Annotated in this window: 10 protein-coding genes and 1 tRNA gene; 2 read left to right on the forward strand and 9 right to left on the reverse strand. The window is 45.7% G+C overall.

The window, feature by feature from the left end; genetic code table 11:
- The 5 genes from EPL05_RS02610 to EPL05_RS02630 form a co-directional block, all read right to left on the reverse strand.
- Complete coding sequence (locus EPL05_RS02610; RefSeq protein WP_128531946.1) at positions 1–2,391, reverse strand: TonB-dependent receptor domain-containing protein; 2,391 nt, start codon at positions 2,389–2,391, stop codon at positions 1–3.
- Positions 2,392–2,541: 150 nt separating this feature from the next.
- Positions 2,542–3,102, reverse strand: a complete 561-nt coding sequence (gene pth / locus EPL05_RS02615; protein ID WP_128531947.1) for an aminoacyl-tRNA hydrolase — start codon at positions 3,100–3,102, stop codon at positions 2,542–2,544.
- 153 nt (positions 3,103–3,255) lie between these two features.
- Positions 3,256–3,837: a 50S ribosomal protein L25/general stress protein Ctc gene (locus EPL05_RS02620; RefSeq protein ID WP_128531948.1), complete on the reverse strand. Its 582-nt coding sequence runs from the start codon at positions 3,835–3,837 to the stop codon at positions 3,256–3,258.
- A gap of 156 nt (positions 3,838–3,993) precedes the next feature.
- Positions 3,994–4,938, reverse strand: a complete 945-nt coding sequence (locus EPL05_RS02625; RefSeq protein WP_128531949.1) for a ribose-phosphate pyrophosphokinase — start codon at positions 4,936–4,938, stop codon at positions 3,994–3,996.
- Positions 4,939–5,087: 149 nt separating this feature from the next.
- Positions 5,088–5,158 (reverse strand) — tRNA-Gln (locus EPL05_RS02630).
- Positions 5,159–5,371: 213 nt separating this feature from the next.
- On the opposite strand from EPL05_RS02630, the gene EPL05_RS02635 reads away from it, so the two are divergent.
- Positions 5,372–8,512: a glycosyltransferase family 117 protein gene (locus EPL05_RS02635; protein ID WP_128531950.1), complete on the forward strand. Its 3,141-nt coding sequence runs from the start codon at positions 5,372–5,374 to the stop codon at positions 8,510–8,512.
- Positions 8,513–8,631: 119 nt separating this feature from the next.
- Positions 8,632–10,014, forward strand: coding sequence for a serine hydrolase domain-containing protein (locus EPL05_RS02640; protein ID WP_128531951.1), 1,383 nt, complete (start codon positions 8,632–8,634; stop codon positions 10,012–10,014).
- A gap of 159 nt (positions 10,015–10,173) precedes the next feature.
- Here the strand turns inward: EPL05_RS02640 and EPL05_RS02645 are convergent, their stop codons facing one another.
- From EPL05_RS02645 to EPL05_RS02660, 4 genes are read right to left on the reverse strand one after another with little or no spacing between them, the layout of a single operon-like run.
- The gene (locus tag EPL05_RS02645) at positions 10,174–11,130 is read right to left on the reverse strand and encodes an acetyl-CoA carboxylase carboxyltransferase subunit alpha (RefSeq protein WP_128531952.1); all 957 of its coding nucleotides are present in this window, start codon (positions 11,128–11,130) and stop codon (positions 10,174–10,176) included.
- Positions 11,131–11,175: 45 nt separating this feature from the next.
- On the reverse strand, positions 11,176–11,673 hold the full coding sequence (locus EPL05_RS02650; protein ID WP_128531953.1) for a hypothetical protein: 498 nt from the start codon (positions 11,671–11,673) through the stop codon (positions 11,176–11,178).
- A gap of 22 nt (positions 11,674–11,695) precedes the next feature.
- Positions 11,696–12,136 carry a hypothetical protein gene (locus EPL05_RS02655; RefSeq protein ID WP_128531954.1) on the reverse strand — a complete coding sequence of 147 codons (441 nt, stop codon included), beginning with the start codon at positions 12,134–12,136 and terminating at the stop codon, positions 11,696–11,698.
- Positions 12,136–13,893, reverse strand: coding sequence for a family 43 glycosylhydrolase (locus EPL05_RS02660; protein WP_128531955.1), 1,758 nt, complete (start codon positions 13,891–13,893; stop codon positions 12,136–12,138). Before EPL05_RS02660 ends, EPL05_RS02655 begins: the two co-directional genes overlap by 1 nt.
- Positions 13,894–13,944: the final 51 nt, after the last annotated feature.

Below are 13,944 nucleotides of genomic sequence, written 5' to 3' on the forward strand. Positions count from 1 at the left end.
TTAATTCCTGCTACCACCGCTGGTGTCATCGTTATTGATGCCGCGCTTGTTCTTTTTAAGCTCGCTGTTCAGCTTACCGAATTTATAATTGAAGCCGATGCCAAACGTGCGGAAAAGCTGATAATTATAGGATGAAGTGATAAAATCCTGCGTGCGGGTATAAAAATCGAGCTTGATGAATTGCTTGAAGGGGCCGTTGGTGTACATAAATATGTTCACCTTTTTATTGAACAGCTCTTTTGACGCGTTTGCCCCGTAGCCCAGGTAATAGTTATCGGTTCCCTGCAGCAATACATAGCGGCTATCGAAACCTACATTTAAACCAATGCGGTAACCATTATCAAATTTATAACTGCTATTGGTGAACACATGTCCCTGGTAGCCCCGGTTTTTAAACAACTGGTTGCTGTAAAAACCTTCCAGCCAAATGTGCAGCAGTTCGGCGTTAACGTTGAGGTTGAGTTTTTTGGTGAGCGGGTAGTTCAAACTGAGGTCGACGCCCAGTTGCTTGTTCTTGCCCACGTTAGCATACGTGGTGGTGGTAACGGTACCCTTTACGCTGGCCAGTTGTTGTATGGTGTTATTGGCAAAGGAATAACTGGTGCTGATGTTCACCGAACCTTTAGCGAAATTACCATAGCTCAACTCAAAGTTATTATTAACGGCGGGGCGCAGATCAGGGTTACCCGTAGTAATGTAGTTAGGATTGCTCCTGTCCACAAATGGATTCAGCTGAAAAATGCCCGGGCGCTGGATGCGCTGGGTAAAACCAAAAGTAAGACTGCTGCTTTTTAGGCTGCGCTGGATTGATAATGATGGCACCACGTTGGTAAAGTTCTGATTGAGTGTGGTATTTACCGACGAAAAATTAGCATCGATATTGGTACGCTCGTACCGCACGCCGCTTTTAAAGGTCCATTTGGTGAATTTCAGCGTGTACGAATTGTAGAGGCTATAAACATCCTGGCGGTAATCAAAAACATTGTCCTGCGTGGCATCGGGCAGGTACTCCTTCGATACGGCATCGTACATGTTGGTGCGGAAATTACTATAGTTCTTTCGGTCTATCAGTTTACCACCCGCCTCAATAGTAATTGCTTTTAACGGATGGATATAATCCAACTGCGTAGTATGCTCTTTAGCACCCGAACTGTTGAACTGGCGATATTTAGTTGTATTGCCAGGGTCAACCATATTCAGGGTGTTGTTACCATTATCGCTGAATTTGTAGGAAGCGGTTAGTAACCTGTCTTTATTACCTTTAAAACCAAGCTGGTAGTTCAGGCCAAAATCTTTTCCTTCAAAATTGCCGTTCCCCATGTTGATTGTGGTAAAATCGGTTTCTACGCCATTATCCATCTGCTGCGTAAGCTGGTTGCTACCTGTTGTGTTGGCATTATTGTAGTAATTGAAAGAGCCTGTGAGCAAATTCAAGCTATCCGCTTCAAAGCTCAGTTCGGTACTTACATAGTTATTGGTACCGCCATTGAACCTTGTACCGTTTTGCGTGATTGACGATGGCTGCTGCAAAAAATCCGTCTGGTTGAAAAAGGCGGTGCTGCGTTCGGGGCGTTTACCGGCGCCGGTGAAACCGCTTAAGCCAAACTTGCCCTGCTTTAGGGTAAAGTTTAGGTTCGCTCGTGCGCCATAGGCGGTATTGTAGTTGGAATTGATGCCCACGTTATAGCCTTGGTCGGCATTTTTTTTGGTGATGATATTGATGATACCTGCTAAACCCTCTGCATCATACTTGGCTGGTGGGGTGGTGATCACCTCAATTTTTATAATATTGGCGCCGGGCATCGCTTTCAAAATATCCGATGGGTTGCGCGCCATAATAGCCGATTCCTTACCGTTCAGCAAAATTTTATAGTTGCCGCTACCGCGGAGTTTGATAGCGTCGTTTGCATCTACAGAAAGCAGGGGCACCTTACGGATCATATCCAAAGCGGTGAGCGTTTTGCTTTCCGGGTCGGCCAACACGTCGTAAGTCAGGCGGTCTACCTCTTGTTTCATCAGCGGCCTGTCGGCTGTTACCGATACTTCTTTTAACTGGTGGCTCGAAGTTGCCAACATCAGCCTGCCCAGGTTAACGGTGGCAGCGCTCTTAAGCTCGATAGCCTTTGTTTTATAGCCTACTGATATTAAGGAAAGTTTGTAAGCCTTTGCGGGGAGATTACCGAACTCGAACGAGCCGTCGTCTTTACTTAGCGAGCTTTTTACAGGAGCGTTTGTGGCTATATCGCTTAGCGCAATGGTTACATAACCCAGGGGTTTGTTTACCGCCGAATCGATAACGATACCTTTAACCGTAATAGTTGGCTGATTGGTTTGCGCAAAAGATACCGCACAAAGGAAACAGCCAAATGCTGCCAGTAAAAGTTTTCTCATGTAATAGTTTTTGGTACAAGACACACAAAAGTACGTTTCGTTGCAGTTAAAAAGTGTTTTTCATGCCTTTTTAACTAAATAGTTAGGTAACAAAAGCATTACGATTGGTGGGCATCATTTGCCCCTTCGCTACATGGAAAGAAAAATTGATTACTTATTAAACTTCGTCATCGTCAACTCCGTACCGATGGTACTGAAACTCTTTACCATCTCGATGGATCGGTCTATCAGCGCCGGGAGGTCAGGCTGTTCTTCCTTATCAAAACCGCTCAATACATAATCAACCTGGCGGCCTTTGGGGTAATTATCGCCAACGCCAAAACGCAGGCGCGCGTATTCGTTATTGCCCAAGGTAGCTTCGATATGTTTTAGTCCGTTATGCCCGGCAGCGCTACCTTTGGGTTTAAGGCGCAGCGTGCCCAGCGGCAGGGCAATGTCATCAACAATCACCAATACATTTTCAACGGGGATCTTCAGTTCCTTCATCCAATGGTTAAGGGCCTTACCGCTCAGGTTCATGTAGGTGGTAGGCTTAATAAGGTGCAGCATACGGCCTTTGTAAGGCACCTCGGCATAATACGCGTGGCGCATACTGTAAAACTTTTCCTTTTCCTGTTTTACCAGCTCATCCAGCACCATAAAGCCGATGTTATGCCGCGTGTCGGCATACTCCGGCCCAATGTTTCCTAAACCAACTATTAAATATTTCATATGCCCGAGCCCCCTAACCTCCTGAAGGGGGAACTTTTGATTTGCTTATTTTGATGCGAAGATATTGCTTTTATACAAAAACAGCGATAAGTTACCTTACCGCTGTTTTAATATTCCTTTGTTCCCCTTCAGGGGGTTAGGAGGCTAAACTTATTATTTGCCTTTACCGGCTTCTTGTTCTGCCTGGCGTAATGCACGTGAAGTAGTTACCGATACAATGGTATCTTCCTGCGCGTTGGTGATAGCTAAGTTTGGCAAGCTGATCTCGCTAACTTTTACTGATTTACCAACTTCTAATTCGCTGATGCTTACTTCGATGTTATCTAGGTGGTCTTTAGGCAAAGCTTTAACACGCAGTTTGCGTAGTTTCTGTACCAATTTACCACCCACCTTTACGCCCGGAGAAGTACCTGTTAATTTTACAGGGATCTCGATAGTGATAGGTTTTTTCTTATCTAACAACAAAAAGTCGATATGGATAAGTTGTTCTGTTAACGGGTGGAACTGCATATCTTTAATGATAGCCTGTGAAGTAACACCGTCTACTGTAATGTCGATGAAATGAACAACCGGAGTATAAACTACGTTCCTCAAATCAGCTGCGGACACAGAAAAGTGGGTTTGGGTTGGCCCACCGTAAAGTACTGCTGGTACCAAACCTTGGTAGCGCAGTTCTTTTGCGTCACGTTTCCCTACGTTCTCCCTTGGAGAACCGCTAATAGCAAATGATTTCATTATTATTTATTTATTATTCAAAGCCATACCAATATGGTATGGATATTTTTAATCTCTTTTATTCAGCCCATGGCCCATAGTCGATGGTCCATAGTATTTTTAATCATTTTTATTTGTCTTCTTTCTATGGACTATCGACCATAGACTATCGACTTCTTAATCTACCCTAAATAACTGGCTTATCGAGCCGTGTTCGTTTACGTTGCTTATTGCTTTTGCAAACAAGTCCGCAGTGGTAAGTACCCTTATTTTAGGGCTGCTATGTTTCAACGGTATGGTATCGGTCACTATAAGCTCAGTTAATGCCGACGCCTCAATAGTTTCATAAGCCTTACCGGATAATACCGGGTGGGTACAAACCGCGCGTACACTACGTGCGCCGCGTTCCATAATTAAGCCGGCAGCTTTTGCAAGCGTACCTGCCGTATCGCATATATCGTCTATCAGTACAATGTCCTGGTCGGTTACATCACCAATAATGGTCATGCTCTCAATTTCGTTGGCGCGTTTACGGCGCTTATCGCAAATTACCACCTCGGCATTAAAGAATTTGGCAAAGCTGCGTGCCCTGTACGAGCCACCCATATCCGGCGACGCGATGGTAAGGTTACCCAAACCAAGGCTTTTAATGTACGGTACAAATATAATTGAGGCATCCAGGTGATCTACCGGCACATCAAAAAACGCCTGTATCTGCGCTGCGTGCAGGTCCATCGTCATGATGCGGTTAATGCCTGCCGCTACCAGCAAGTTCGCTACCAGTTTTGAACCAATGGCCACACGTGGCTTATCCTTCCTGTCCTGGCGGGCCAAACCGAAGTAAGGGATAACCGCTATGATGTAATGGGCAGATGCACGGCGGGCGGCATCTATCATCATCAACAATTCCATCAGGTTATCGGTAGGCTGGTTGGTGCTTTGTATTAAGAACACATCACAGCCGCGGATAGATTCGTTAAAGTGTGGTTGAAATTCGCCATCGCTGAAACGCGATAAAACGACGTCGCCAAGTTGCTGACCATAAGATGCGGCGATGTGTTTCGACAGGTCCATTGAACCGGAACCTGCAAATAGCTTAACTGTATTAAACTGTAAAGGCATCTTTTGATTTGGGATGTCGGATGTTCGATCTCGGATGTTACTCCTCGCCTATACCCGGTAAACTTAGCAACCTGTATAAAAAACTTCGGATTTCTAATTTCCAATACGGTTAATCCGAAATTGAAAATCCGAAATCCGAAATCTTAATGTTGCCCGACCAGGATTCGAACCTAGACAAACGGTACCAAAAACCGTCGTACTACCATTATACTATCAGGCAATCTCCTACGTCACGTTATCCGCTCCGAAAAGGAATGCAAATATAGGACGATTTTTCGGAACTCAAAAGCAAAAGTTAAAAAAGTATTTTAAACCGCTAAACACGCCCCCGTCAATCGTTAAAAAGTGTTAATCCTTCGTTTTCCGCTTAAAAAGCCTAATACTTTTACTACTTTCGACTCTTCAAAAACCTGATCATACAGCACATTAAGCTATGAACTATAACAAGTACAACAATATTTTTGGCTGGGCAACCTTCTTTATAGCCGCCATAACCTACACTTTAACGCTGGAGCCGTCCACGAGTTTTTGGGATTGCGGCGAATTTATCGCCTGTATTTACCGGCTTGAAGTGGCCCACCAGCCCGGCGCCCCGCTATTTACCATGATAGGTAAAGTATTCTCGCTGCTCTCTATGGGCGATAGAAACAAGGTGGCCTATTTCACCAACCTTTCATCGGCACTGGCCAGCGCGGCTACCATCATGTTCCTCTTTTGGACCATTACCGCCCTGGCTAAAAAAATGCTGGTAAAGGCGGGTGAAGAACTCACTTTAACTAACCTTATCCTCATCATAGGCTCGGGCCTGGTTGGCGCATTGGCTTACACGTTTTCTGATACCTTTTGGTTCTCAGCTGTCGAGTCGGAAGTTTACGCGCAGTCGTCTTTATGTACCGCCATTGTTTTTTGGGCGATATTAAAATGGGAGGCCCATGCCGATGAGCCTCACGCCGATAAATGGATCGTCTTCATTGCTTATGTGATGGGCCTGTCCATCGGTATCCACTTATTAAACTTACTGGTTATCCCGGCAATAGCGCTTATTATTTACTTTAAGCGTGCGAAAGCAGTTAGCACCGGCGGCACCATCTGGACTTTCGTCCTCGGTGTAATCACCGTTGCGGTTATCCTTTGGGGTGTTATCCAGTTCACCGTTAAAGGTGCAGCCTTCTCCGATCTGTTCTTTGTGAACACCCTCAATATGGGCTTTGGCAGCGGGGCTATCATGTTCTTTGGATTGGTAGCCGTTACGCTTGCATCGGGTATATATTATACCATCAATCAAAAAAACAGCTTTATTATTATAGCCGCTGCGGCATTTGTTTTATTACTTACGCTGAGTGCAGGCATAGCAGGCTTTATCGGTGCTGCCGTTGTTTTAGCAGCACTGGAGTATGCTTTAAAAGTGCGCGAGAAACCTGTTGCGCTAAACCGTATTTTGATTTGCGCGGTATTTATTTTGTTTGGTTATAGTTCCTTCGTGATGATCGTTATCCGCGCGAAAGCCGGCACTAACTTAAACAACAGCGATCCGCAGGATGCCTTCGCATTAAACAGTTACCTTAACCGCGACCAGTACGGCGATACGCCATTATTGTACGGCGAGTTCTTCGATTCGAAAGCAATCGACCAAACCGATGGCGCCACATTGTACCGCCGCGGCGCTACCAAATACGAGGTTGCCGGTAAAAAACTCATCACCACTTACGACCGCAACACCTTATTTCCGCGCATGTTTAGCCAAAAGCAAAACCACCCGGAATTTTACCGCGATTGGATGAAAATGGGCCCGTCGGATCAACCGACCATGGCTACCAACCTGGGCTTTTTTGCTACCTGGCAGGTGAGCCAGATGTATACACGCTACTTCCTGTGGAATTTTGCTGGTCGCGCTAACGACCTGGATGGCCAAAACAACACTATAGACGGTAGCTGGCTAAGCGGACTAAACTTTGGCAAGGATCTGCCTGCTTCGGTTACCGAAAGCAATGCTTATAACAGGCTGTATTTCCTGCCGCTTATCATCGGTATTTTAGGATTGATATACCACTTTAAACGCAACCAGCGCGATGCTGGTGTAGTAGTGGTTTTGTTCTTCTTCACCGGTTTGGCCATTGTGCTTTACCTTAACCAGGACCCTTTACAGCCACGCGAGCGTGATTACGCCTACGCTGGTTCTTTCTACGCCTTTGCTATCTGGATAGGTTTGGGGGTTTTAATGATAGCCGAGCTGATCAGCAAGGCACTAAAAAATGGTAAAAACAGTGCTATTATTGCCAGTGTTGTATGTTTATTAGCCGCACCTGTGTTAATGGCCAGCCAGGAGTGGGACGATCATGACCGCTCCACCAAGCTTACCCCGCACGATATGGCTTACAACTACCTCAACTCCTGCGCGCCAAACGCTATTTTGTTTTGCTTTGCCGATAACGACACCTACCCGCTTTGGTATATACAGGAAGTGGAAGGCGTTCGCCCGGATGTACGTATTGTAAACCTGAGCCTGCTGGGTACCGATTGGTATATCCGTCAGATGAAGCAGAAGATGAACGATTCGGCACCCTTGCCTATTACCATGAGCAACGATAAGTTTAAAACAGGCGTGCGCGACGTAATTTATTACAACGATGCCAAAATACCGGGTGCATTTGAGCTGAAGGAACTCTTCGACTTTTTAACATCGGAAGATGCGCAGGCTAAAGTTACTTACGAGAACGGCGAAAGCGCGAACTACCTGCCTACCAAAAACTTTAAGATGACCATTAATGCCGATGAGGTAATTAAAAATGGCGCGGTACCTGCGGGCGAAAAAGACAAAATTGCAAGACAACTTGATTTCACCTACCCCGGCAAATATGTAACCAAAGATAACCTGGCTATTATGGATATCCTGGCACATAACGACTGGAAACGCCCGATATACTTTACCGTAACCGCCGGCAACGAAAACATGCTTGGCCTTGATAAATACATGTACAACGAAGGTTTTTGCTACCGCCTGATGCCGCTTAAACCGGATACTACCGTGCAACCTTTGGAGGCCAGCAATACTTTGGTGATGTATAATAATGTGGTGAACAAGTTTAAATACGGCCAAATGAAAACCGCCAAAAACCTGGATAACACCTCTACTACCCTGTTTTACCCGGTGATCACCCGTATGTTTGCCAGCCTTGCCGATGCTTTGGTAAAGGAAGGCCACACCGACCTTGCCAAAAACACGCTGAAAAAATACCAGGAAAGCATGCCCGAGAAGATCTTGTCACCGGAGCTGGCTATCCGCAAATACTACCTGGCGCAAAGTGCTTACGAAGTTGGCGAAACCGCGCTGGCCAATAAATTGGTAAAAACAGTTGATGATTATGTGGTAGACCAACTGAAATTTAACTTTACCGTATACCAGCAAAACAGCGACAATGTTGATTCCCGCAGTGTACAGCTTTCCCTTTCGCTGCTTAACGGCATAGAAAACTTAACCAAAAGCTTCCACCAAACCGAGTGGACCAATAAAACTGCGGCACAGCTGAAAGATTACAGCACCAAGTTTGCCGCGTTGGCAAACCCCGGGCAATAAAATGATCCATCAACAAACCTCATACAAAAAACGCCCCGCTTACACGGGGCGTTTTTTGTTGCCAATTGTCTCGTAACAATTGCATTAGTCGGCGCGTCTTATTTATACACTATCTACCAATGAAAAAATACGCTACCGCTTCCCTCCTGTTTTCCTTTTTTATTATCACAGTTACCGTTTTCGGTCAAAGTAAGGCTGTTACCATCGATACTATGATCCATCGTACTAACCGGCTCGGCTTGTTCAGTGGTAATATTTTGGTGGTTGACGGCGGCAAAGTTGTATACCGTAATGCTATGGGTTTTACCGATGCATCCAAAACGGAAAAACTGACTGATCAATACCGTTTCCATATCGGCTCGATAGCCAAGGAGTTTAACGCGGTGGGCATTATGATGCTGCAGGAACAGGGTAAGCTTAACATCGACGATAAGCTCTCCAAATTCTTCCCGGAACTACCAGCCTGGGCAAATAAGGTGAGCATCAAAAACCTGTTACAATATACCAGCGGCATCCCCGATGTAAAATGGAAAACCGTAAAAAGCGATGCCGATAACATGGCTGACCTGATGAAACTGGAGCAGCTTGATTTTGAGCCCGGCACCAAATACGCCTACAATAACAATAATGTATTTATGCAGCGCCGCATCATCGAAAAGATAACCGGCATGCTCTTTAATAACTTCGTAGAAGAAAAATTGTTAAAGCCAGCTGGCATGAGCACAGCAGTAATAGACCCGGACGATAATAAGCCGTTGATGGCAAAATCATACACCAATGCGGGTAAGCAAGGCCCGCTGGTTTACCCTATTACCGGTTGGGTGGCCGTTACCCTCGATGATTTTTATAAATGGGAACAAGCGCTTGAGAACTTCAAGCTTATCAGTCCGGCATCTACCAAAATATTGGTTGCGCCATTTGGACTGGATAACCAATGTGGCCTTGGCGGGGGCAGCATGGCGGGTAACAAACTGGTATTCCACAAGCATGATGGAAGCAGTGTTTATTACCAGGCCCTGGTAGTTGGCAGCCCTTTAAAAGGCAGAACCGTGATCCTGATGACCAACAACAGGCAGAATAATATATTTGATATAGACAATGCCATCCAAAACATCCTCGATGGTAAACCATACGGGCAGCCGAAGCACTCCATATTGGCGGATTTTCAAAAGCAACTGGATACGTTAAGCGGCCCGGGGGTACTGGCTTTTTATCGCGATCTGAAAGGAAAACACCCCAATGATTATGGGTTTGAGAACGAAGTTACGCTCAACGAAATTGGCTACTTTCTCATGAACGCCAAAAAGCTCGATGCCGCGATTATGGTATTCGAATACAATACCACGCTGTTCCCAACCTCCAGCAACGTGTTCGATAGTTTGGGCGAAGCTTATTTTAACAAAGGAGATAAAGCCAAAGCGTTGTTAAACTACAAACGCTCCTTAAAATTGGATGCTACTAATGGTGCGGCTAAGGCTATCATTGCGGAGTTGGAGAAGTAAAAGCACCAAGTAATTGCGAGGTACGAAGCAATCTCCCGATAGGCAGAGCGGCTTGTCCTACGTAGAGATTGCTTCGTACCTCGCAATGACGATGTGGAAGGGTTAAACAAGAAAAGCAGCCGGTGGCTGCTTTTCTTGCGCTATTATCTTGCTTCTTTACTAATCTTCCAATACCACACCCATGTTGCAGAACTTCTCAATACGTTCCGCAACCAGTTCGTCTACATTACGTTCGCCAAGGGTTTTAAGTTCTTTAAGAAGTTGTTTTTTAAGCGTGGCTGCCATAGCAACCGGATCCTGATGAGCGCCGCCAAGGGGTTCTTTTATCACGCCGTCTATCAGTTTATTCTTCAGCATTTCGGTAGAGGTAAGCTTCAGCATTTCTGCGGCGCGCTCTTTATGCTCCCAGGTTTTAAACAAGATGGTAGAGCAGTTTTCCGGCGAAATAACTGAATACCAGCTATTATCCAGCATCAGCACTCTATCGCCAATACCAATACCCAAGGCACCGCCCGATGCACCTTCGCCAATTACCACGCAGATAATAGGAACTTTCAGTATCGACATTTCCAGCAGGTTACGTGCTATAGCCTCGCCTTGTCCGCGTTCCTCGGCTTCAAGGCCCGGGAATGCTCCGGGAGTATCTATCAGGGTAACTACAGGCTTGCCAAATTTTTCGGCCATTTTCATCAGCCTTAAAGCTTTGCGGTAACCTTCGGGGTTAGCCATACCGAAGTTGCGGTACTGGCGCTCTTTGGTGTTACGCCCCTTTTGGTGACCGATGAACATCACAGTTTGCCCGTTTAGCGTACCGAAACCGCCTATAATGGCCTTATCATCACCCACGGTACGGTCGCCATGCATTTCGATGAAATCATCGCACATCAGTTCCAGGTATTGTAAAGTATATGGGCGCTCGGGGTGGCGGGAGATCTGCACCTTTTGCCAGCCGGTAAGGTTGCTGTATATTTCTTTTTTGGTGGCTTCCATTTTGGCTTCCAGCTCGGCAATAGTGGCGCTCATGTCCAGCTTGTTCTTCTCTTCTACCTGCTGCACCTTTTCTATCTGCCCCTGAAGCTCTGCCAGTGGTTTTTCAAAATCAAATGTAATCTTCATACAATTTATTGAGGCGCTAAATTAAAAAAATCAAACGGCATATTGTCAATTATCATTTTTGAATGACTTTAATTTATTTATTTGCGCCGGCGCAAGCAGCCTATAGGTGTTGTACGAAGCCAACAAAATGGCGTTCCTGAGCTCACCATGGTATAATCCACTGCGGTTGCCGTAAAACAGGATGTCGCCTTCGTTTATCTTTTTAGATTGGAAGAGGCCATCCAGTTTGGTTTCATTTGTTACGATAAAGTTGCCCATTTCTATCTTTTTGCGCTGTAATTCGGTGTTTATCTTGGTTAATGCTGCCGTTTGGTAAGGACTCAGGTCCAATTCCTTTTTGTACTTCAGCGCTTTTTGTGCCGATGGGTAGCCATTCAGATCAGCAACCAAACTCATCTGGTATTGATCCCTCCCCTTCATCAACGCGTCGTATTGCGTATTGCTGATGGTTTTTATGGGGGATGGTTTCAGCAGGCTATCGGGCGTTTGAGCCGAAGCGGCGGTACTTATAAATACAAAAAGGAAGAGTGAATATAGTTTCATATCTTAATTTAACGCCTTCAAATTAATATTGTTCTATAGGTTCGGGTTCGATCTCCTTTATAGCGTTCCAGCCTCTGTTTTTAAATAAAACCCGACTGACTACCACACCGATGGCCAAGCCGAAAAAAACGCCAATAAACGCTGAAAGCGATATTATCGACAGGGTATTTTCGCTACGCGCAAAGTAAAATAATGTAATAAGGAATGTAAGGCTTATTCCAACAACAATTATAGCAGCGTTTTTTTTAGGAGATGGGGCTAACAGACAGCTCATTACCACAAAGATCATAAATGTTATAGCCATTTCAATCCCATGGACAAGCAGATATAAATAGAAATTAGAGCCTTTTATACTTAAAAAAAACTCGTCTTCGATATTTATGATCAAAGAGAATATCGCCACTACCACAATTAATGGCGCAAAAATACTCATAAACCATCTGAAGCCATTTAAGGTACTCATCACTCCACCTTTATCACTTTCGTCCTCTTACTTATTCCATTCTCGTTAAACGCCTCTATCTGGAAGTAGTAAGGTACGCCCTTCTCCATCCCGTTAAAATAGTATTCGTTTACGTTGTACACCATAATGTTGTTATACAGCTTATCCGGCGCTATGCCCATGTAAATGGTATAGCCGACCGCGCCATCGGTTTGGCGCCACCGCAACCAGGAGTTGCGGTTCTCTTCTTTACCGCGCAACACAATAAGGTTGCGAACGCTATCCGGCGCGGCACCGGCCCCCTTCCCAAACACCCGGAAGCCGGATAAAGCGAACTTGCCCGTTGGCATGTGATAGTTGGTTATTTTAAGGTAACGCGCTTTAGCGGCAGTTTTCAGTTCCACATAGTCGTGCGGTACATCGGTTTTATTCTGGCGTTTATCAACCAAAGGCTTCCAGGTTTTGCCATCTATAGAAGAAGATATTAGGTATTGGTGATATACCCCAAGTGATTTTCCCAAAAAGGTAGCGTCCTGGTCGGCATAGTTCAGTTGGATGGCTTTTATGGTGCTTACTTCGCCCAGGTCGGTTTGCATCCATTCGCCTTTATTGGCGGTTTTGGCGCTCCAGTAAGTTTTAATATCCTCGTCCACCGCCAAATTGGGCACGTAGGCACCAAGGGTTGAGGATACCTGCACCGGTTTATTATAGTTCAGCAGCATCCAACCGGTAAAGTTGCTTTTAAGGTGATCTTCCTTACTTGCCGATAAATAATGCGGATAATCGCCATAGGCGGTGTTGGTATACAGGATGCCGTCATCGTCGAACCCGGCAGGCCAAAAGCCAATGCGGCGTTCAAAATTGTTCTTCACATCCACTACCATAGTGCTAATGTGCCAGTAGTTGCCGTATTTATCTGCCCAGGTTGCGCCGTGGCCGGCGCCTTTGGCAAAGCCTCCCGGTTTGTAGCTAAACGGGTTGTGGCTTTGGTATTTGAACGGACCAAGCGGTTTATCGCCCACATAAACGCCGTCGCCGTAGCCTTTGCCTTCGGTGCCGGGTGCACCGTATTGCAGGTAGTATTTGCCATTATGCTTGTTCATCCAGCTGCCCTCCATAAAGCCCGTGAGGAATACGTTATCATTATTCTCGCCAAAACGCTCCCAGCCGTGCTGCTCCCAGTTGAGTTTTATCATCTCCTTTTTGGGGCCGATGGGCTCGAAGGTTTTGCGGTCTATCTCCTGTCCGTATAGCGGAAAAGTGTTACTGCTGCCATGGTATATGTACACTCGGCCGTCATCATCAGCAAACATTCCCGGGTCCCAGGCGCCAACCTGGAAATAATCCTTCGCTGCCTTCCAGGTATCGTGAGTGGGGTCTGTACTCATCCACAGGGTAAAATCTTTATTGTAGGTAGAGCCGATCACCAGCAGGGTATCGCCCAAAACCAAAGTGGCGGGTGCGCAAAGTTCATCGCCTTTTACCTGATTATAGGGGCGCACAAATTTGCGGGAGACAAACTTCCAGCTCAGCATATCGGGGCTCCACCAGTAACCAAACTGATTGGTGCTGAAGAGATAGTAATTACCTTTAAAAAAGGTCATGGTTGGGTCGGCAGTGGCGCGGTGTTTGCCCCAGGCGGCGAAGGTTTCAAAGGGCGTATAGCCATAATCAAGGTTCAGCGGGTTGCAATAAGTGAGCCTTTTTGTTTGTGCCGATGAACCAAACGCAATAAAACAAAACAGGGTTGCTAACAATAAACGGGTTGCTGTTTTCATTTTATGAAAATAATTGGTTGAGGGCAAATATCTATCTTTTTGGGGAGACTT

Origin of the sequence: Mucilaginibacter gilvus (genome assembly GCF_004054195.1) — a bacterium.
GTDB classification, from domain to species: Bacteria; Bacteroidota; Bacteroidia; order Sphingobacteriales; family Sphingobacteriaceae; genus Mucilaginibacter; species Mucilaginibacter gilvus.